We start from the raw sequence: 18,677 nt of genomic DNA on the forward strand, positions 1-18,677 counted from the left end.
CACGAACGAAAATGGATGAAGCTGTGTGAATCGCAGATAATCGCTGCTCGTCTCCGGCGTGTTTGGGCTACGATGCTGAAAGCGTACGGGGCCCGTCTCGGACGGGACGACGAGTGATGTGCTGAGCCCGATCAGGCGAAAGGAATGAGGGACATGGATCAGTTCCCGATTGTGTTGAGGGGATACGACAAGGACAAGGTCGACGAAGCGTTCGCCACCGCGCAGGCCAGCGTGCGTCAGGCGCAGCAGACCCTCGCGGGCATGCGCGAGCAGATCGCCGCGAGCGACGCCCGCATCCTCAAGCTGCAGGCGCAGCTCGAGGAGGAGAAGAAGCGCAAGCCGAAGTCGAGCAGCTTCGCCTCGCTCGGCGCCAACGCACAGCAGATGCTCGCCTCCGCCGAACAGACCAGCTCCGAGCTGCTCGAGCGCGCCAAGTCCGACGCCGCGGCAACCCGCAAGGCCGCGCAGGCGCAGGCCCAGACCCTGATCAACAACGCCAAGCTCGACGCCAAGCACATCGTCGACGACGCCTCCCAGAAAGCGTCCACGATCCTCGCCCAGGCCAACACCGAAGCGGACACCATCACCACCTCCGCGAAGAACAACGCCGCCCAGCTGCGCGCGGAAACCGCGAAGAACGTCACCGAGCAGCGTCAGACCGTCGAACTGGAGCTGAGCAACTCCCGTGAGGCGCACGACAAGCAGCTCGCCTCCGAGAAGGCCAAGCAGGAGCGCGAGCTCTCCGATCTCAAGGCCGAGGCCACCGCGCAGATCGCCGCCCAGCGCAAGAGCACCAACGAGGAGCTGGCCCGTCTCAAGTCAGAGGCGAACGACCAGATCGAGGCCGCGCTCGCCGAGGCGAACAAGAAGCTTGCCGACGTGCGCGAGCAGGTCTCCAAGATGATGACCGACGCGCAGCGCCGCGCCGGCGAGATTGTCGACGACGCCAAGTCCAAGGCGCAGGAGATCAACGACGAGGCCGAGGTCAAGCGCACCAAGACGATGAGCCAGGTCAACGCGGAGGTCGAGCAGATCCGCACCGACATCGCCGCCCAGCAGGATGAGGCCACGAAGAAGGTCTCCGAGTTGCTCGACAACCTCGAGGAGCGTCGCACCGCCGCCAAGAAGGAGGCCGACGAGCTGGTCGGCCAGGCCAAGACCGCACGCGAGGAGGCCGATGCCTACGCCGCCGCGAAGCGCGCCGCCGCCGACGAACAGGCCACCGCCACCCTGCGCAAGGCCAGCGAGGACGCCGAACGTCAGATCGAGGAGCGTCGCACTGCCGCCCAGCAGGAGCTCGATGGTCTCAAGCACCACATCGCCGCCCTGCAGCAGCGCGAGGCGCAGATCACCCAGCGTGTCAGCGAGCTGCGTGCCATGTTCTCCAACGCCTTCGCCGGCTTCGTCGGCGGCGAGGAAACCCCCGCCCCCGACGTTCCGGTCAACGCCCCGATCCCCGGTGCCTCCGGCGCCTCCGGCGAGCCTGCTGCTGTCGCCGAAGCGGAGCAGCCCGCCCCTGAGCCCGCCCCTGAGGCCGGGCCTGAGGTCGGGCCTGAGGCCGAGTCCGACGAAACGGTAGCCCTCCCCACCAACCCGGCTGCCACTCAGGAGTCCCCGGAGGTGCAGAAGTAGCAGCCAGTCGCAGTTAGCTGCAACCGAACGCTCCTCCATCTCCCCGATGGAAGGGCGTTCGCGCGTTTACCACATTCCTGAGGTTGGGCGGATTATGCGATGCGCGACCGTAGGCTTGGCCGAGCGGCCTTGAGCGTGTCGCGCATCGCATAATCCGCCCAACCTCCCACGCCGGAAACCCCCAAACGCCAGAACTCCATCGCCCAATCTTCGTCGCCGGATTGTAAGGTAGTGCCCCGAAACCAACCCACAAGGTCAGTAAAAGGAGCACAAAGCTATGACCACCCTGCAGCCGTTGAGCAGCGAGGCCCTGTCCGCCCTGCGCGAGGAATTCGACGCGGACGGCACCAACCGCATGGCGATGAACGCGGTGACCGCCGCCGGCATCAACACCGTCGCCAAGAACTATGATCGCGCCCGCCTGCTGCAGCGTCGCTTCTCCACCGTCATCGACAACGGCGAGGCCACGCATCAGGATCATTCCGGCCGCTGCTGGCTGTTCAGCTCGCTGAACGTCGCCCGCTTCGTCGCGAAGAAGAACCTGAACGTCAAGGAGTTCGAGTTCTCGCAGAACTACGCGATGTACTACGACAAGCTCGAGCGCATCAACTACTTCCTGCAGGACGTCGCGGCCCTCGTGCGCGCCGGCGAACCGGCTGATTCCCGTCTGATCCAGCACCTGCTCGCCGACGTGATGGGCGACGGCGGCCAGTGGACGATGGCGATGAACGTGTACAAGAAGTACGGTGCGGTGCCGAAGGACCTGTTCCCGGAGACCGAGTCCTCGAAGAACACCGGCCCGATGAACACGCAGCTGCGTCACATGCTGCACACCGCCGTCGCGCACATGTTCGCCGCGCACGCCGCCGGTGAGGACGCCGGCATCGACGAGACCATCGCCGACGCCCGCGCCGCCGGTCACCGCATGCTGACCATCCACCTCGGCGAGCCGCCGGTCTCCTTCGACTGGGAGTGGACGGACAAGGACGGCGAGTTCCACCGCGATGGCGAGATCACCCCGCAGGAGTTCTGGGCGAAGTACGTCGGCTCCGCCGATCTGGAGAGCTACGTGTGCCTGGTCGATGATCCGCGTCAGGAGCACCCGAAGGGCAAGAAGATCGCCATCGAGCATCTGGGCAACGTCGCCGGCGGCGACGCGACCGAGTACCTCAACGTGCCGAACCAGTTCATGAAGGACTGCGTCAAGCAGATCCTCGTCGAGCAGGGCATCCCGGTGTGGTTTGGCGCCGACTGCGGTCCGTTCATGGACCGCGAGTCCGGCGCGTGGGCGACCGACCTGTTCGAGTACGGTTCGATCTACGACGTCGACTTCGATCTCGACAAGGAGGCGCGCGTGCGCTTCGCCGACTCCGCGATGAACCACGCGATGGCCTTCGCTGGCGTGGATGTCGCCGATGACGGCTCCACCCGCCGTTGGCGCGTCGAGAACTCCTGGGGTACCAAGATCGCCGACAAGGGCTACTTCACGATGAGCGACGACTGGTTCACCGAGTACGTCTACGAGGTCGCCGTCCCGAAGGCGCTCCTGCCCGAGGAATACCTCAAGGCCCTTGAAGAGCCCGCCATCTCCCTGCCGGCATGGGATCCGATGGGAGCTCTTGCCTGAGCTGCGCTCGGGGCAAGAGCTCCTGAGCCGACACGCCGTGTGGCGGACAGCCCGGTGGGCTGTCCGTAGGCGTGGCCCGTGGGCGTAAGCACGCGGGGAACGGCGAAGGTAGGCTTGAGCCTCGCCGTCAGGCGAGTCCGTAATTGCAGGGCTCGGAGAGCTCTTGCCTGAGCTGCGCTCGGAGCAGGAGCTCCTGAGTCGACACGCCGTGTGGCGGACAGCTTCTGCCAATAACCTTCACTAATCTGCCGATCGTTCCACAGAACGGTCGGCAGATGCCGTTTTCGTGGCATGATCGCTACAGTAAGGTCCTTGTTGCATAGCAAGTATCGATGCAGGCCGATGTACGTACACCGATGAGAAAGGAGAGTCGGCATGGCAGCACTTCGTGGCCCGGATAGTTCCGAGGACGTTCAGCGTTTGGGGGAGCAGGCCGTCTTTCCCGAGACCGTCGACGTCAACATCCGTCAGCTTGACCCGATCCCCGCGCCCCGCGCGTTTCTGAAGGAACTGCCGCTCACCAAGTCGATGAGCGATCTGGTCCTCACCTCCCGTCAGGAGATCCGCGATATCCTGCATGGTCGCGACGACCGTCTGCTGGTCATCGTCGGCCCCTGCTCGATCCATGATCCGAAGGCCGCGCACGAGTATGCGACCAAGCTGGCCGCCGTCTCCAGGCAGCTGGATGACCGGCTGCTCATCGTCATGCGCGTCTACTTCGAGAAGCCGCGTACGACGATCGGCTGGAAGGGTCTGATCAACGATCCGGATCTGGATGGGCGTTTCAACATTCGCAAGGGCATGTGGCTGGCGCGCAAGGTGCTGACCGACGTGCTGAATCTCGGTCTGCCCACCGCCACCGAGTGGCTCGATCCGATTACCCCGCAGTACATCTGCGATCTGATCAGCTGGGGCGCGATCGGCGCTCGCAACACCGAAAGCCAGGTGCACCGCGAGCTGGCGAGCGGCCTGTCGATGCCGGTCGGCTTCAAGAACGCGACCGACGGTTCGATCAAGCCGGCCGCCGATTCCTGCTATGCTGCCGCGTTCGAGCATCATTTCCTGTCCATCAATCTGGATGGTCGCGTGATCTCCGCCGAGACGAAGGGCAATCCCGATTGCCATCTGGTGCTGCGCGGTTCCAACCATGGTCCGAACTATGACCGTGATTCCGTCGCGCAGGCGCTGGTGGACCTCAAGAAGTCCAAGGCGTCGGGACCGAGCGAGCATGGTCTGATCATCGATGCCGCGCACGGCAACTGCGGCAAGGACGAGGTGCGTGAGGCCGAGGTCGTCGAGGAGATCGCCGAGCGTGTCGCTCAGGGTGAGCCGGGCATCCTCGGTGTGATGATGGAGAGCTTCCTCGTCGCAGGCCATCAGAAGCCGGCTCCGCTCGACCAGCTGGTCTACGGACAGTCCGTGACCGACTCCTGCGTGCCGTGGGATCGCACCGAGGAGCTGCTGCATTGTTTGGCCGACGCCGTTTCGGCTAGGCGCGCCCTCTAACGGTTGCAGCGAATCGTTCTCAATAAGAAAAGTGTGAGGGTTGACAGATCGTCAATCGCCCATAACATCGCCCGGAATGGCCATTTTCCGCCGTTTCGGGCGATGTTCGTTTGTGCGATCGTGTGCGTTGGGCTCACACTTTTCTAATTGAGAACGATTCGCTGTAAGTCATCCACTATCCTATAAGGGGAATATCGGATAAAGGGAGAGAAGACCATGCAGCAGCAGCCGCTCAACAAGCCGGAGGACCTCAGGGCGATCCAGGAGGCGATGGACGCGGGCAAGAATCCGCTTATCGCCACCGACGTGCCTCGTTGGGAGGATCAGGTTGGCATCAGCCGCATCGTCAACCGCCGCGTACTCGAGTTCGAGGTACTGCCCACCCCGGCGCAGGTCCTCGCCGATCTCCCGCTGACCGATGACGCGCAGGAGATCGTCGCCTACTCGCGTGACGAGATCCGCGCTTGCCTCTACGGTCAGGACGATCGACTGCTCGTCATCGTCGGCCCGTGCTCGGTGCACGATCCCGCCGCCGCACTCGACTACGCGCGTCGTCTCGCCAAGCTCAAGGACGAGCTCGACGAGCAGCTGCTCATCGTCATGCGCGTCTACTTCGAAAAGCCCCGCACCACCGTCGGGTGGAAGGGCCTGATCAACGATCCGGACATCGACGGCTCGTGCAACATCAAGAAGGGGTTGCTGCTCGCCCGCCGCACGTTGCTTGGCGTGCTGGGTGAGGGGCTCGCCGCCGCCACCGAGTTCCTTGAGCCGACCAGCCCGCAGTTCATCGCCGATGCCGTCAGCTGGGGCGCGATCGGCGCTCGCAACACCGAAAGCCAGGTGCATCGCCAGCTGGCGAGCGGCCTGTCGATGCCGATCGGATTCAAGAACGCGACCGACGGTTCGGTCAAGGCCGCGTCCGACTCCTGTTTCGCCGCCGCGCAGCAGCACACGTTCTTCGGCATCGACCACAGAGGCCGTGCCGCCGTCGTCAAGACGCTCGGCAATCCCGACTGCCATGTCGTGCTGCGTGGATCCAGCTCCGGGCCGAACTACTCCAAGGAGGACGTCGCCGCCGCACTTGAGACGATCCGGGAGCGCATGCCGGCCGATTCCGCCGCCTCGCATGGTCTGGTCGTCGATTGCTCGCATGGCAACTCCGGTAAGGACGAGCATCGTCAGGCCGAGGTCGTGCGCGAGATCGCCGCCCGCATCGCCGACGGCGAGCGCGGCATCACCGGCGTGATGATGGAGAGCTTCCTCGAGGGCGGCAATCAGCCCGCGGCGCCCCTAAGCCAGCTCGTCTACGGCAAGTCGATCACCGACAAGTGCCTGAGCTGGCCCGTCACCGAGCAGCTGCTGCGCACGCTCGCCGAAGCCGTCGCCACGCGCCGTTGGCGCTGAATCGCGCGTTTTCTCCTGCGTTCGCGAGCTGGACGATTCCATAGCGAGCATGAAAAGATGAGATTGCGTTCCACTATGTGAGCGATATCACCATGGGCCTCGGAGTGCGAGTAGACCTATACCTCAGCACAGCGGTGTGCGGACGCCGCTGCAAGCCACAAGCTCCAGTCGGTCGGACCGCATCCCGCCATTGACGTGGGACGCCCCGTTACCCCGGGTGCGCTCCCCGCGTGAGAGAAGCTGTTATCACATAAGGGGTATTTCAATCATGTCCGCAACTGCAGTCGCAGCGGCCACACCCGAGAAGAAGGATTCGGTTCCCGAGATCATCGCGGCGTCGATGGTGGGCACCGCCATCGAGTTCTACGACAACTACTGCTATTCCATCGCATCCGCCAGCTACTTCGGCGCGATCTTCTTCCCGGCGGCCACCAAGGCCAACCCGGCCATCGGTACGATGCTCGCGTTCCTGACGTTCGCCGTGTCGTTCCTCGCCCGCCCGTTCGGTTCGATGCTCTTCGGTCACTTCGGCGACAAGATCGGTCGTAAGACCACGCTGGTCGTCGCCCTGATGACCATGGGCATCTCCACGTTCCTCGTCGGCTGCCTGCCGAGCTATGACCAGCTCGGCATCCTCGCCATCATCATCCTGTGCATCTGCCGCGCCTGCCAGGGCGTCGGTCTCGCCGGCGAATGGTCCGGCGCCGCGCTCGTCGCCACCGAGAACGCTCCGGCCAACAAGCGCGCCCTGTATGGTTCCTTCCCGAACCTCGGCGCCCCGATCGGCTTCTTCTGCGCCTACGGCCTGAACCTGCTGCTTGACTCCACCCTTGGCCCCGACAAGATGCAGGCCTGGGGCTGGCGTATCCCGTTCCTGTGCTCCGCGGTCCTCGTCGCCATCGGCCTGTACGTGCGTCTGCGCATGACCGAGACCCCGATCTTCCGCAAGGCCGTCGAGAACGATCGCGTCGTCAAGCACCCGCTGCGTGCTCTCGTGCCGTACTGGAAGGAAGTGCTCCTCGGCACCTTCGCCATGGGCATCACCTACACCCTGTTCTACGTGCTCGGCACCTGGTCGCTGAGCTACGGCGTCAAGGTCATGAAGCCTGCGTTCACGCAGAACGAGTATCTCGCCATGCAGATGACCTCGGTGGTGTTCTTTGCGATCTTCATCCTCATCTCCTGCGTCTACTCCGATAGGATCGGCCGCAAGAAGGTCCTCATCACCACGACCGCTCTGACACTGGTCTTCTCGCTGTTCGCAATGCACCTGCTCCAGCACAACGTCGTCACCGTGATGATCTTCCTGTGCGTCGGCTTCGCCCTCATGGGCGGTCTGTTCGGACCGTGCGGCGCCTACCTGCCCGAGCTGTTCCCGACCAACGTGCGCTACTCCGGCGCCGGCCTGAGCTACAACCTCGCCGCCATCCTCGGTGGTGCCTTCGCCCCGACCATCGCCACCGCCCTGGTGCAGTCCACCGGTTCCGTGGTGTCCGTCGGCTGGTACATGGCCATCATGGCCGCCCTCGCTCTCATCGCCCTCTTCCTCATCAAGGAAAGCAAGGACAAGGACTACGAGGAGTGATTTCCGGTAGTTGTAACCGGTACATGTAAGTAGTGCCGGTGTCCGCGGAGGACCGGAATATTTCATTCTCGACACGCTCAAGGCCGCTCGGCCAAGCCTACGGTCGAGAACGAAATATTCCGGTCCTCCGCTCTTTGTGGCAATGTCGCGTGGCGATGCGACGTAACTTCCCAACGTTCCGAGTGAGGGGGCGATATGCCCTGTTCGTGACCGTAGGCTTGGCCGAGCGGCCTTGAGCGTGTCACGAGCAGGGCATATCGCCCCCTCACGGTCACCGTCGGAACGTGACAGTACGCCCAATTCTGAGTACGCTCGGAAGCGACAGGTCGACAAGCGAAACGAGCGACAGGAGAAACGACATGGGCAGGACGATCGCCATCATCGGAGCGCTGGACGAGGAGGTCGCGCTGATCGCGCGCGCCCTCGACGATGTCGAGCATGACAGGGCCGCCAGCCTTGATGTGGCGCGCGGCACCATCACGACGAACGCGGGCGAGCGCCTGACCGTCGTCGCCACCGTCGGCGGCATGGGTCTGGTCGCCGCCGCCGCGACCACGCAGCATCTGATCAGCGTCTATCATCCGCAGGCCGTGATCTTCTCCGGCATCGCGGGCAATCTCAACACGCACCTGCATATCAACGACGTCGTGCTCGGCGGCACGCTGCGCTTCCTTGACACCGACATGCGTCTGGTCGGCCAGTGGAAGCCCGGTACGCCCGACGCTCCGGTCGATGAGTTCCATTCCGACGATCATCTGCTCGCTCTGGCCGACGAGGCGCTGACCGCCGCCGGCATCACGCATATCACCGGCATCATCGCCTCCGGCAACTATTTCGTCGATACCGATGCGCAGGTGCGCAAGGTCGTGCACGACACGGGCGCCGATGCGGTCGAGATGGAGGGTGCGGCCGTTGCGCAGGTCGCGGCGCGCAACGAGGTGCCGGCGCTGGTCATCCGTGCCCTGTCGGACAATGCGGATACCGATTACGAGGTCTTCAAGGAGTTCGATATCAGCGAGTACGCCGATACGGCGGCCGCGCTGGCGGTCGACATCCTCAGGCGCCTGTAGTCGGTCGTACGGCCACGCCGTCATGCCCTCGATTGCGTATACCGCCTGCGACGAGTGCATGAACTTCTGCTGAACTTACGTAGTTTACCGTATCGGATAACGCTGCGGCCGCTATCGTGGATACCCGGACACAACAGATACATAGCGGGTTGCGGGCGTCCTACGAGTGGGGTGGAGCATGGTGTGGTGGCAGATTCTGATCGTTGCGGTCATCGTCGGCGGCATCGCCGCGGCGATCGCCTATTCCACCGGTCTTGAACGTGGAGAGCGTCTGGGGCTTGAGACCCGTTCTCGCGCCCAGAGCGAGCTGTCCGAGAACGACGTGCTGTTCGGCGTCGTGCCGTCCGTTCGCGTCGCCGAGGAGTCGTTCGTCCATGCAATGCCCGAAGCGGTGATCCTCGTCAACGGCGAGGGCGACGTCGTCTATATGGGCAAGCGATGCGTCGACCTCGGACTGACCGAATCGGGACGAATCAGCGACGAGGATGCCGCCGGTATCCTCTCCCGGGTCGCGTCCGACGGTCAGCCGCGCGAGCGTGAGATCGAGCTGCCGATCGACCCGGTGCTTGCCGGCGCGCCGGTCGTTCCGGGCAATTCCGGGCACGGCGTGCAGGCGGGGGAGCGGATCCCTTCGAATACCCGGTATCTCAAGCTTCGCGTCGCGGCGATCGGCGACGACCGGTATGCGATCTTTGTCAGCGACATGAGCGAGCAGCGCCGATTCGAGGCGATGCGTCGCGACTTCATGACCAACGTCTCGCACGAGCTCAAGACCCCGGCGGGCGCGATCTCCCTGCTCGCCGAGACGATCGGCGATGCCGCCGACGATCCGGACGCCGTTCGCTACTTCTCCGGGCGCATCGCCAAGGAGTCGACGCGACTGACCGAACTCGTCCACCGTCTGATCGATCTGCAGAAGGCGCAGGACGCCGGCGGCGTGCTCGATGTGAAACGCCTGTCGGTGCTTTCCGTCGTGCGTCATGCGATCGCGGAGAACCAGGTGCAGGCCGATGCCAGCCATATCGAGCTCGATCTGTCGTTCGGAGGGGAGCCGGTTCCGCGCGAACATGCCAAGGGCGAGCCGGATGCGACGATCTCGTGCGATGAGGAGTCGATCACCACTTCGGTGAAGAATCTCATCGAGAACGCGATCCACTATTCGCCCGAACACACCACGGTGCGCATCGCCATCTCGGCGCACGACGGCAAGGTCAAGATCCGCGTCATCGATCAGGGCATCGGCATTCCGGCCGAATCGGTCGACCGTGTCTTCGAACGCTTCTACCGGGTCGATCCGGCCCGTTCCCGTCAGACCGGAGGCACGGGGCTCGGATTGGCGATCGTCAAGCACTGCGTGGCCGATTGCGGCGGCACGGTGTCCGTCTGGTCGCGTGAGGGCGAGGGATCCACGTTCACGATCGAACTGCCTATGGCCGAGGAGGAGGACGCGGGCACGGACGCCGAGACCTCTACGGACGATGTGCAGGACGCGGATGAGACGGCCGTAGCTTCCGGAACCGCGGATGCCTCCTCGCAGACTGCGCAATCGGCCGAATAGGCATCAAAAGGAACGTAGTCGCCATTTCTGGACGACGAAGTTGAAGTAAGGCACAGCCGGTTGAAATTCCTGTACTGAAGGTTCGTGGCCTGCCAATACGCCCCCAGAAGTTACGTAGCGCAAGACGAAGAGCGGATGAACATGCGGCGAACGGCTAGGATGGCTTAGGTAAGCTCACAGGATTTCCAGTGGTACCACTGGCAATGAAAGGTGATCATGACGCGCATTCTCATCGTGGAAGACGAGGAATCCTACAGGGAACCGCTGGTCTATCAGCTCACACGCGAGGGGTATGACGTGTCCGCCGCGGCCACCGGTGAGGAGGGTCTCGAGCTGTTCACCAAGGGCGGCATCGACTTCGTGCTGCTCGATCTCATGCTTCCCGGCATCGACGGCACCGCACTGTGCCGTCGCATCCGCGAGCAGAGCCGGGTTCCGATCATCATGCTCACCGCCAAGAGCGCCGAGATCGATAAGGTCGTCGGCCTTGAGATCGGTGCCGACGATTACGTCACGAAGCCGTACTCCTTCCGCGAGCTACTCGCCCGCATCCGTGCGGTCATGCGTCGCAACCAGCAGGCGGGCGGTGCCGCGGACGGCTCCGCCGCCGGCGACGACGTGCCGCTGACCTGCGGCGACATCTCGATGCAGGTCGGACAGCATCAGGTCACCGTGCGTGGCGAGAACGTGTTCTTCCCCCTGAAGGAGTTCGAGCTGCTCGAATACCTGCTGCAGAACAAGGGGCGAGTGATGACCCGTCACCAGCTCATCGATCGCATCTGGGGCTCCGATTACGTCGGCGACACCAAGACCCTCGACGTGCATGTCAAGCGAGTGCGCGCCAAGATCGAGGAGGACCCGAGCCATCCGAAGTACCTGACCACCGTGCGTGGCCTCGGCTACAAGATCGATCAGCCGGTCGCCTGAGGCGCTTCTTCTTAAAGATGCTTCTGACCGCGCCCTTGGCGCTAAGACGGCGCTAAGGGCGCAAACTACGCCGGTGCCCCTGAAAACGACGTAGGCACATATCTCGGATTGTTCATCATCCGTTCACCGGTTTCGGCCCTCACGACTTCCCAACGCCAATAGGCTTGTAGATGTCAAGAATTGACGGGCGGCCCTCTCATGGCCGTCAAGTTAGTTGAATGAGGGAAAGAAATGCGTAAGAACATCTTCGTGCGTACTATTGCCGCGATTTCCGGCATTGCTATGCTCGCTGGTCTTGCCGCCTGCGGCGACAACACGACCGCCAGCACCAGCAGCTCCAGCTCTTCCGACAGCTCCTCCAAGACCGAGCCGATCTCCGGCGACTTCCAGGGTGCTGGCGCCTCCTCCCAGCAGGCCGCCGTTGAGGCTTGGATCGCCGGCTTCCAGGGCACCAACCCGGACGCCAAGATCGCCTACAACCCGACCGGTTCCGGCGCTGGTGTCTCCACCTTCCTGACCGGCGCCACCGCGTGGGCCGGCTCCGACAAGGCCCTGTCCGACGACGAGGTCACCAAGTCCGAGACCGTGTGCGCCTCCGGTGCCGCCTTCGACGTCCCGGTCTACATCTCCCCGATCGCCGTCATCTTCAACCTCAAGGGCATCTCCGACGCCGGCAAGCACGTCAACATGGACGCTGCCACCATCGCCAAGGTCTTCGACGGCAAGATCACCAAGTGGAACGACCCGGCCATCGCCGATCAGAACAAGGACCTCAAGCTCCCTGACACCGCGATCACCGTCGTGCACCGCTCCGATAAGTCCGGCACCACCCAGAACTTCGTCTCCTACTTCAAGGATGCCGCTCCGGACGCCTGGACCTACGACCTGTCCGAGAACTGGCCGAACAACGTCGGCCAGGGCGCCAAGGGCACTTCGGGTGTCGTCTCCACCGTCCAGCAGGCTGATGGCACCATCGGCTACGCCGACTTCTCTCAGGTCGGCAAGCTCGGCACCGTCGCCGTCAAGGTCGGCGACTCCTACAACGAGATCTCCGCTGAGGGTGGTTCCAAGGTCATCGAGGACTCCAAGCAGGACGACACCGCCAAGGGTGACAACCGTGTTGTGATCAAGATCAACCACGAGACAACCGCCGAGGGCGCCTACCCGATCGTCCTCGTCTCCTACGCGATCGCCTGCCCGGCCTACAAGGACGCCAAGCAGGGCGAGTTCGTCAAGGCCTGGCTGACCTACATCACCTCCGATGAGGGCCAGAAGACCGCTCAGGATGCCGCTGGCTCCGCTCCGCTGCCGGCCAGCCTGACCTCCCAGATCTCGAAGTCCATCGAGGCCATCAAGACCAAGTGATGAGACTTCCGGCCGCAAGGCCGGAACGTACGAATCTTCGACAGACCACATAATCAAATAGCAACCACCAAGCAAGCCGCAGTCGTTCATAACGGTTGCGGCTTGCGGTCGGTCGAAGGTTCCCAACTCATTGCACACGTCTTTTCAATCCCATTTCCTCCACACGCAATTCCATTTCCGTAAGGAGATTTCGTGACTTCGCAAGACAAACCGGTTGTTGAACCGGTTACCGGCAAGACTGCCGACAAGGTCTTCAAGGGTGTGGCCTACGCCTGTGGCATCCTGATCCTCGTCGTGCTCGCCGCCGTGTTCCTCTTCCTGTTCTTCCGTGCGTGGCCGCTTATCGGCGGCGACCAGAAGGCGAATTCCGAGACCGTCGCCAACTTCACCGGCGGTGCCACCAGCAACTTCTGGGGCTATGTGCTCCCGCTGCTGTTCGGTACCGTGCTCGTCTCCGTGCTGGCACTGATCATCGCCTTCTTCGTTGCAATCGGCATCGCACTGTTCATCTCTCACTACGCGTCCAAGAAGGTCGCCACCGGCCTGAGCTACGTGGTCGACCTGCTCGCTGCAATTCCTTCCGTTATCTACGGTCTGTGGGGCGGTCTGATCCTGGTCCCGGCCATCTACCCGTTCTGGAACTGGGTGGCCACCTACCTCGGATGGATCCCGCTGTTCCAGGGCCCTGCGGCGAATCCGCAGCGTACCATCGGCACCGTCGCGGTCGTGCTGGCCGTCATGATCCTGCCGATCATCACCTCCATGTCGCGTGACATCTTCCTGCAGACCCCGACTCTCCAGCAGGAGGCCGCCTATGGTCTGGGTGCCACCAAGTGGGAGATGATCAAGCTCGCCGTCATCCCGTTCGGCAAGTCCGGTATCGTGTCCGCCTCCATGCTGGCACTCGGTCGTGCACTCGGTGAGACGATGGCCGTCTTGATGATCCTGTCCCCTGGCCTCACCTACTCCATCAAGCTGCTGCAGGCTTCCCAGAACCAGACCATCGCCGCCAACATCGCCGCGCAGTACCCGGAAGCCAACGATCTGGGCGTCTCCGTCCTGATCGGAACCGGTTTGATCCTGTTCCTCATCACCTTCGTGGTCAACTACGCCGCGCGTAAGATCACCGAGAAAGCGAGCGCATGATGGCTGAAGAAACCAAGCAGAAGAACCTCGACGGCGCTCCCGTCATCGACTTCGACAAGTTCGCTCCGAAGACCTCGTACTCCAACTACCGCAAGTACAAGGACTACTTCATGACGGGGCTCATCGTCCTCGCCTTCGTCATCGCCTGCATCCCGCTGGTCTCCGTCCTGTGGACGACGATCGTCAACGGTCTCAAGCGTCTGAACCTCAACTTCCTGTCCTTCAACATGACCGGTGTGGTCGGCGGCAACCCGACCCCGTCCGGCGGCTACGGTGGTGTTCTTCACGCCATCATCGGTACGCTGGAGATCACCGGTGGTGCAATGGTCATCTCCATCCCGATCGGCATCATGTGCGCCGTCTACCTCGTTGAATACGCGAAGGGCAGCAAGCTGGCGATGACGGTCTCCATGCTCGTCGACGTCATGAGTGGTATCCCGTCCATCGTCGCCGGTCTGTTCGCATTCTCGATGTTCACCATCGTGTTCGGACCTGGTACGATCAACGGCTTCGAAGGCTCCGTGGCATTGTCCCTGCTGATGCTGCCGACCGTCGTCAAGTCCTGCGAGGAAATGCTCAAGATCGTTCCGAACGATCTTCGTGAGGCCTCTCTGGCGCTTGGCGTCACCAAGCAGCGCACGATCACCAAGATCGTGCTGCGCACCGCACTGCCGGGCATCGTCTCCGGCTGCATCCTCGCCATCGCACGAGTCATCGGCGAGACCGCGCCTCTGCTCATGACCGCAGGCTACATCTCCTCGACGAACGTCAACCTGTTCTCGGGCCAGATGACCACCTTGCCTGTGTATGTCTACCAGGAGTACAGCAAGCTGCACGCCAACTGCCCGGCTGCCGCCACCTCCGCCTGCGTGGCCGACATCCCGATGGAACGCTCTTGGGCTGCCGCCCTCGTCCTGATCGTGATCGTCCTGCTGCTCAACCTGATCGGCCGTCTGGTCGCCAAGGTGTTCGCCGTCAAGACCGAGCGCTGATCGGTTAACCCGTTCGAATCGCTTCGAATTTCAAGGAATTAAGGGAAATATCATGGGACAACGTATTGACGTCAACCACGAGAACATCTACTACGGCGACTTCCTCGCCGTCGAGGATGTGAACATCAACATCGAGGCCAACAAGGTCACCGCCTTCATCGGCCCGTCCGGCTGCGGCAAGTCCACCGTGCTCCGCACGCTCGACCGCATGCACGAGCTCATCAACGGCGCTCACGTCGAGGGCGAGGTGCTGCTCGAGGGCAAGAACATCTACGACAAGGACATGGACCCGGTCGCCATCCGTCGTGACGTCGGCATGGTCTTCCAGCGCCCGAACCCGTTCCCGACGATGTCCATTCGTGAGAACGTGCTCGCCGGTGTTCGTCTGAACAACCGCCACATCTCCAAGTCCGACGCCGACGATCTCGTCGAGTGGGCCCTGCGCGGCGCCAACCTGTGGAACGAGGTCAAGGATCGTCTTGACAACCCGGGCATCGGCCTGTCCGGTGGTCAGCAGCAGCGTCTGTGCATCGCTCGCGCCGTCGCCGTCCACCCGAAGGTGATTCTTATGGACGAGCCCTGCTCCGCTCTGGACCCGATCTCCACGCTCGCCGTCGAGGACCTGATCAACGAGATCAAGAACGACTACACGATCGTGATCGTGACCCACAACATGCAGCAGGCTGCTCGTATCGCCGACTACACCGCCTTCTTCAACCTGAAGGCCGTCGGCCAGCCGGGCCACCTCGAGTACTTCGCGGACACCACCACGATGTTCAACAACCCGCAGAACGAAGAGGCCGAGCGTTACATCTCCGGCCGCTTCGGCTGATCGCGCGACGCGACTAAGCCGTCCCCTCAACGGGAAAGCCCTCGTACCGGTCCTCACCGGTGCGGGGGCTTTCCCGTTTGTTGGGGGCTCCCCGGTCTTCCCTGTGCGAGTGATCCATGTCGCCAGAAGGTAATGTGCGTTCTCCGAGGCTAATTACTTCACTCCCACAAGCAACGTATGCTGACTTCCTCCATTCGTACGGCCTTTGTGGTCGTAGGCCGGTAGTCACCCGTTTTCGTACGAATAGTGACTGTAAGCGTACGAAATAGGGTGATTGGGTTGCAATAGCCACTATCACCGTACACCTGTGTCGTCTCAGAGTACGTTGCCGGTGGGCTTCAACTGGTTGGCAACCATGTCCGTCCGGGATTGTCTCCGATCCTGTAGGATCGAACGTTTTGCACGTTTGACAGGCCACTTCAGCGTCCGATCCTGTAGGATCCGTCGAGAATATGGCTCTGGACTTGGCGTAAACATTCGATTCTGGAGGGTCCGTCGCGTACTGAAAAGCCCCCCGTGTGGCTCATGGCCATACAGGGGGCTTGTGAAACTGTGTCGATCGGACTAACCGACTATCAGAGCACCGCCATGCACACGAAGTCGATGACGAACAGCGCGGCGACGACCCAGATGAGCGGGTGGACCTCCTTGGCCTTGCCCTTGCAGGTCTTCACGATGCAGTACATGATGAAGCCGCCGGCGATGCCGTAGGAGATGGAGTAGGAGTACGCCATGAAGGCGGTGGCGAAGAACGCCGGAATCGCCTCGGAGATGTCGGCCCAGTCGATCTCCTTGAGGGAGGCGGCCATCATGCAGCCGACGATCACCAGCACGCCGGCGGTCGCGGCTGACGGCACGGCGGAGATGACCGGAGCGAAGAAGATGGACAGTGCGAAGCAGATGGAGACGACCACGGAGGTCAGACCGGTACGGCCGCCCGCTGCGATGCCCGCGGAGGACTCGACGTACGTGGTCGTGTTCGAGGTGCCGAAGATCGCGCCGATGGAGGTGGCGATCGAGTCGGCGAACAGGGCCTTGTCCATCTTGGAGGAGAAGCCGGAGCCGTTCTCCAGAGCTTTCTCATCCTCGAGGGAGAAGATGCCGGTGCGGCGTCCGGTGCCGAGGAACGTGCCGAGCGTGTCGAACGTGTCGGACATCGAGAACGCGAAGATCGTGACGATCACGAGCGGCAGCTTGGCCGGATCGGAGAACAGCGCCGGGAAGCCTTCGGCGCTGAAGATCGCGCCGAACGTGACCGGCAGCTCGGAGAAGGTCTGCGACAGCGACTGGGAGGAGCCGAAGTTGGTCACGCCGAACGGGATGCCGATGATCGTGGTGATGACGATGGCCAGCAGCATGCCGCCCTTGACCTTGAGCACGGTGAAGACGATCGCGAGCACGAGGCCGATGAGGAAGACCCACAGGACTTTGTCGTTGAAGTTCGCAAGCCCCGGGGTGGCGGCGACGGCACCGCCCTTGGCAGCGGCCTTCGGGTCGCCCGGCGTGAACTTGATCAGACCGACGTTGAGCATGCCGACGTAGGCGACGAACAGGCCGATGCCGCCGCCGATCGCCTGCTGCAGCGATTCGGGGATGGCCATGATGATCATCTTGCGGATCTTGGTGACGGTGATCACGATGTTGATCAGACCGCACAGGAACACCATGCACATCGTCTGCTGCCACGGGAAGCCGAGACCGAAGCAGACCGTGTAGGTGAAGAACGCGTTGAGGCCCATGCCGGCGGCCTGGGCGTACGGCACATTGGCGAACAGGCCCATGATGAGCGTGCCGATGATCGCCGCGATGATCGTGGCGAGGAAGACGCCGCCCCACGGCATGCCGGTGGACGACAGGATCTGCGGGTTGACGACGATGATGTACGCCATCGCGAAGAACGTGGTCAGACCGGCCAGCACCTCGGTCGAGACCGTCGTTCCGCTCTCCTTCAAATGGAAGAACTTCTCCATGTTTTCTTTCTTTTCCTTGGGTTGTGCGGGATCTCCGTCCGCCACGGTCACGTTCGCGCTGTCGCGATGGGTGGGGATCCCGGCGAGAATTGCGACTCGCCCCGGCCCTGCTTGCGGCGTGTCGATATGCGAGAAGCATATTGACAAACCGTCTTCGGCCGGAACCGAAGGTGATTATAGCGCGGCCCCATTGCGCGAAATCCGCGGGTCGAGAGATGGCCAGCATGGTCAACATGACAACTAGACTTGGGTCTCGGATATGCCGGAAGCACGACGAGGGGAGTGGCATATGGCCAAGCAGCCGGTCGAGGTGTCGATTCGCGCGTGGAAGAAGAACACGGTCAAGCCGGGGCAGGAGCACGGTCGCGTGCTGCTCATGCCCGGCACCGGCTACAACTGCGATCGCCCGCTGCTGTACTGGTCGGCGCAGGCGCTTGTCGAGGGCGGGTGGCGCATCGACCGTATGAACGTGGCGCATGCGTCCGACGATCTGTCCACCGTGATCCCCGTCATCAATCAGGCGATCGACGAGTGGGTGGCCTCGGTGCGTGCGGAGTCGCCCGATGTCAGGCTCCTGCTGATCGGCAAGTCCCTGACGACGATGACCTACCCGCATGTCGCCACGCGCTATGGTCTGCCGTTTGTGCTGCTGACTCCGGTCCTGCATCACGCCGACTTCGACCCGTCCGCCCGGGTGATCCCGGTCCCGCGCGTCGGCGACGACATCGTGGCCGAGTCGGACGCGCCGTCCGTGGAGGTCGCCAAGGCTTTGGTTTCCGGCGAGTCCAATGCCGATTCGCGTTACCCGGGCCCCGCTCCGCTGGTATGCGCCGGCACTGCCGACCCCTTCTACGACCGCGCCCGCGCCAACGCCCTGACCCCGCACGTCCACGAATACCCCGACGCCAACCATTCGATCGAGGTCCCCGGCCACTGGCGTCGCTCCCTCGACTACTTGAAGGAGGTCTCCGCCTCCGTCTCCCAATACGCCGCCACTTTATAGACGCGACACGCCGAAGCTTGTCGTTGTCGCAGCCAAGTCGTAATTTATCCCTTCGTAAAC

The 18,677-nt window shown here is 62.9% G+C and carries 14 protein-coding genes; 13 read left to right on the forward strand and 1 reads right to left on the reverse strand.

Translation table 11 applies throughout. From position 1 onward, the window contains the following. Nucleotides 1–144: 144 nt before the first annotated feature. The 12 genes from BCAL_RS04425 to pstB all read left to right on the forward strand — a co-directional run bounded on the left by BCAL_RS04425 (nt 145) and on the right by pstB (nt 15,644). Complete coding sequence (locus BCAL_RS04425; RefSeq protein ID WP_439097336.1) at nt 145–1,632, forward strand: cell division protein; 1,488 nt, start codon at nt 145–147, stop codon at nt 1,630–1,632. Between the two features lie 277 nt (nt 1,633–1,909). Beyond that, entirely contained in the window at nt 1,910–3,259 is a 1,350-nt protein-coding gene (locus tag BCAL_RS04430) for a C1 family peptidase (protein ID WP_043164628.1), read from the forward strand. 375 nt (nt 3,260–3,634) lie between these two features. Further along, a complete protein-coding gene (locus BCAL_RS04435) occupies nt 3,635–4,765 on the forward strand; it encodes a 3-deoxy-7-phosphoheptulonate synthase (protein WP_043164626.1) in 1,131 nt (376 codons plus the stop codon). Nucleotides 4,766–4,981: 216 nt separating this feature from the next. Beyond that, nucleotides 4,982–6,169 (forward strand): 3-deoxy-7-phosphoheptulonate synthase, encoded by a 1,188-nt coding sequence (locus tag BCAL_RS04440; RefSeq protein WP_052119015.1) that lies wholly within the window; start codon nt 4,982–4,984, stop codon nt 6,167–6,169. Nucleotides 6,170–6,437: 268 nt separating this feature from the next. After that, nucleotides 6,438–7,754: an MFS transporter gene (locus tag BCAL_RS04445; protein WP_043164623.1), complete on the forward strand. Its 1,317-nt coding sequence runs from the start codon at nt 6,438–6,440 to the stop codon at nt 7,752–7,754. A gap of 359 nt (nt 7,755–8,113) precedes the next feature. Then, nucleotides 8,114–8,824 (forward strand): 5'-methylthioadenosine/S-adenosylhomocysteine nucleosidase, encoded by a 711-nt coding sequence (gene mtnN / locus BCAL_RS04450; RefSeq protein WP_043164622.1) that lies wholly within the window; start codon nt 8,114–8,116, stop codon nt 8,822–8,824. A 178-nt stretch (nt 8,825–9,002) separates the two neighbouring features. Beyond that, entirely contained in the window at nt 9,003–10,382 is a 1,380-nt protein-coding gene (locus BCAL_RS04455) for a sensor histidine kinase (protein WP_043164621.1), read from the forward strand. A 216-nt stretch (nt 10,383–10,598) separates the two neighbouring features. Continuing rightward, nucleotides 10,599–11,309 carry a response regulator transcription factor gene (locus BCAL_RS04460; RefSeq protein WP_043164620.1) on the forward strand — a complete coding sequence of 237 codons (711 nt, stop codon included), beginning with the start codon at nt 10,599–10,601 and terminating at the stop codon, nt 11,307–11,309. Nucleotides 11,310–11,540: 231 nt separating this feature from the next. Further along, nucleotides 11,541–12,674 carry a phosphate ABC transporter substrate-binding protein PstS gene (gene pstS, locus BCAL_RS04465; protein WP_043164619.1) on the forward strand — a complete coding sequence of 378 codons (1,134 nt, stop codon included), beginning with the start codon at nt 11,541–11,543 and terminating at the stop codon, nt 12,672–12,674. Between the two features lie 192 nt (nt 12,675–12,866). Continuing rightward, nucleotides 12,867–13,820 (forward strand): phosphate ABC transporter permease subunit PstC, encoded by a 954-nt coding sequence (gene pstC / locus BCAL_RS04470; RefSeq protein WP_043164618.1) that lies wholly within the window; start codon nt 12,867–12,869, stop codon nt 13,818–13,820. Further along, a complete protein-coding gene (gene pstA / locus BCAL_RS04475) occupies nt 13,817–14,812 on the forward strand; it encodes a phosphate ABC transporter permease PstA (RefSeq protein ID WP_043164616.1) in 996 nt (331 codons plus the stop codon). The genes pstC and pstA overlap by 4 nt, the downstream gene beginning before the upstream one ends. Before the next feature lie 52 nt (nt 14,813–14,864). Further along, nucleotides 14,865–15,644, forward strand: coding sequence for a phosphate ABC transporter ATP-binding protein PstB (gene pstB / locus BCAL_RS04480; RefSeq protein WP_043164614.1), 780 nt, complete (start codon nt 14,865–14,867; stop codon nt 15,642–15,644). Between the two features lie 575 nt (nt 15,645–16,219). Here pstB and BCAL_RS04485 read toward each other — a convergent pair. Further along, a complete protein-coding gene (locus BCAL_RS04485; protein ID WP_043164612.1) occupies nt 16,220–17,614 on the reverse strand; it encodes an NCS2 family permease in 1,395 nt (464 codons plus the stop codon). A gap of 289 nt (nt 17,615–17,903) precedes the next feature. On the opposite strand from BCAL_RS04485, the gene BCAL_RS04490 reads away from it, so the two are divergent. Further along, nucleotides 17,904–18,617, forward strand: coding sequence for an alpha/beta fold hydrolase (locus BCAL_RS04490; RefSeq protein ID WP_043164611.1), 714 nt, complete (start codon nt 17,904–17,906; stop codon nt 18,615–18,617). Nucleotides 18,618–18,677: the final 60 nt, after the last annotated feature.

The organism is Bifidobacterium callitrichos DSM 23973, assembly GCF_000741175.1.
Taxonomy (GTDB): domain Bacteria; phylum Actinomycetota; class Actinomycetes; order Actinomycetales; family Bifidobacteriaceae; genus Bifidobacterium; species Bifidobacterium callitrichos.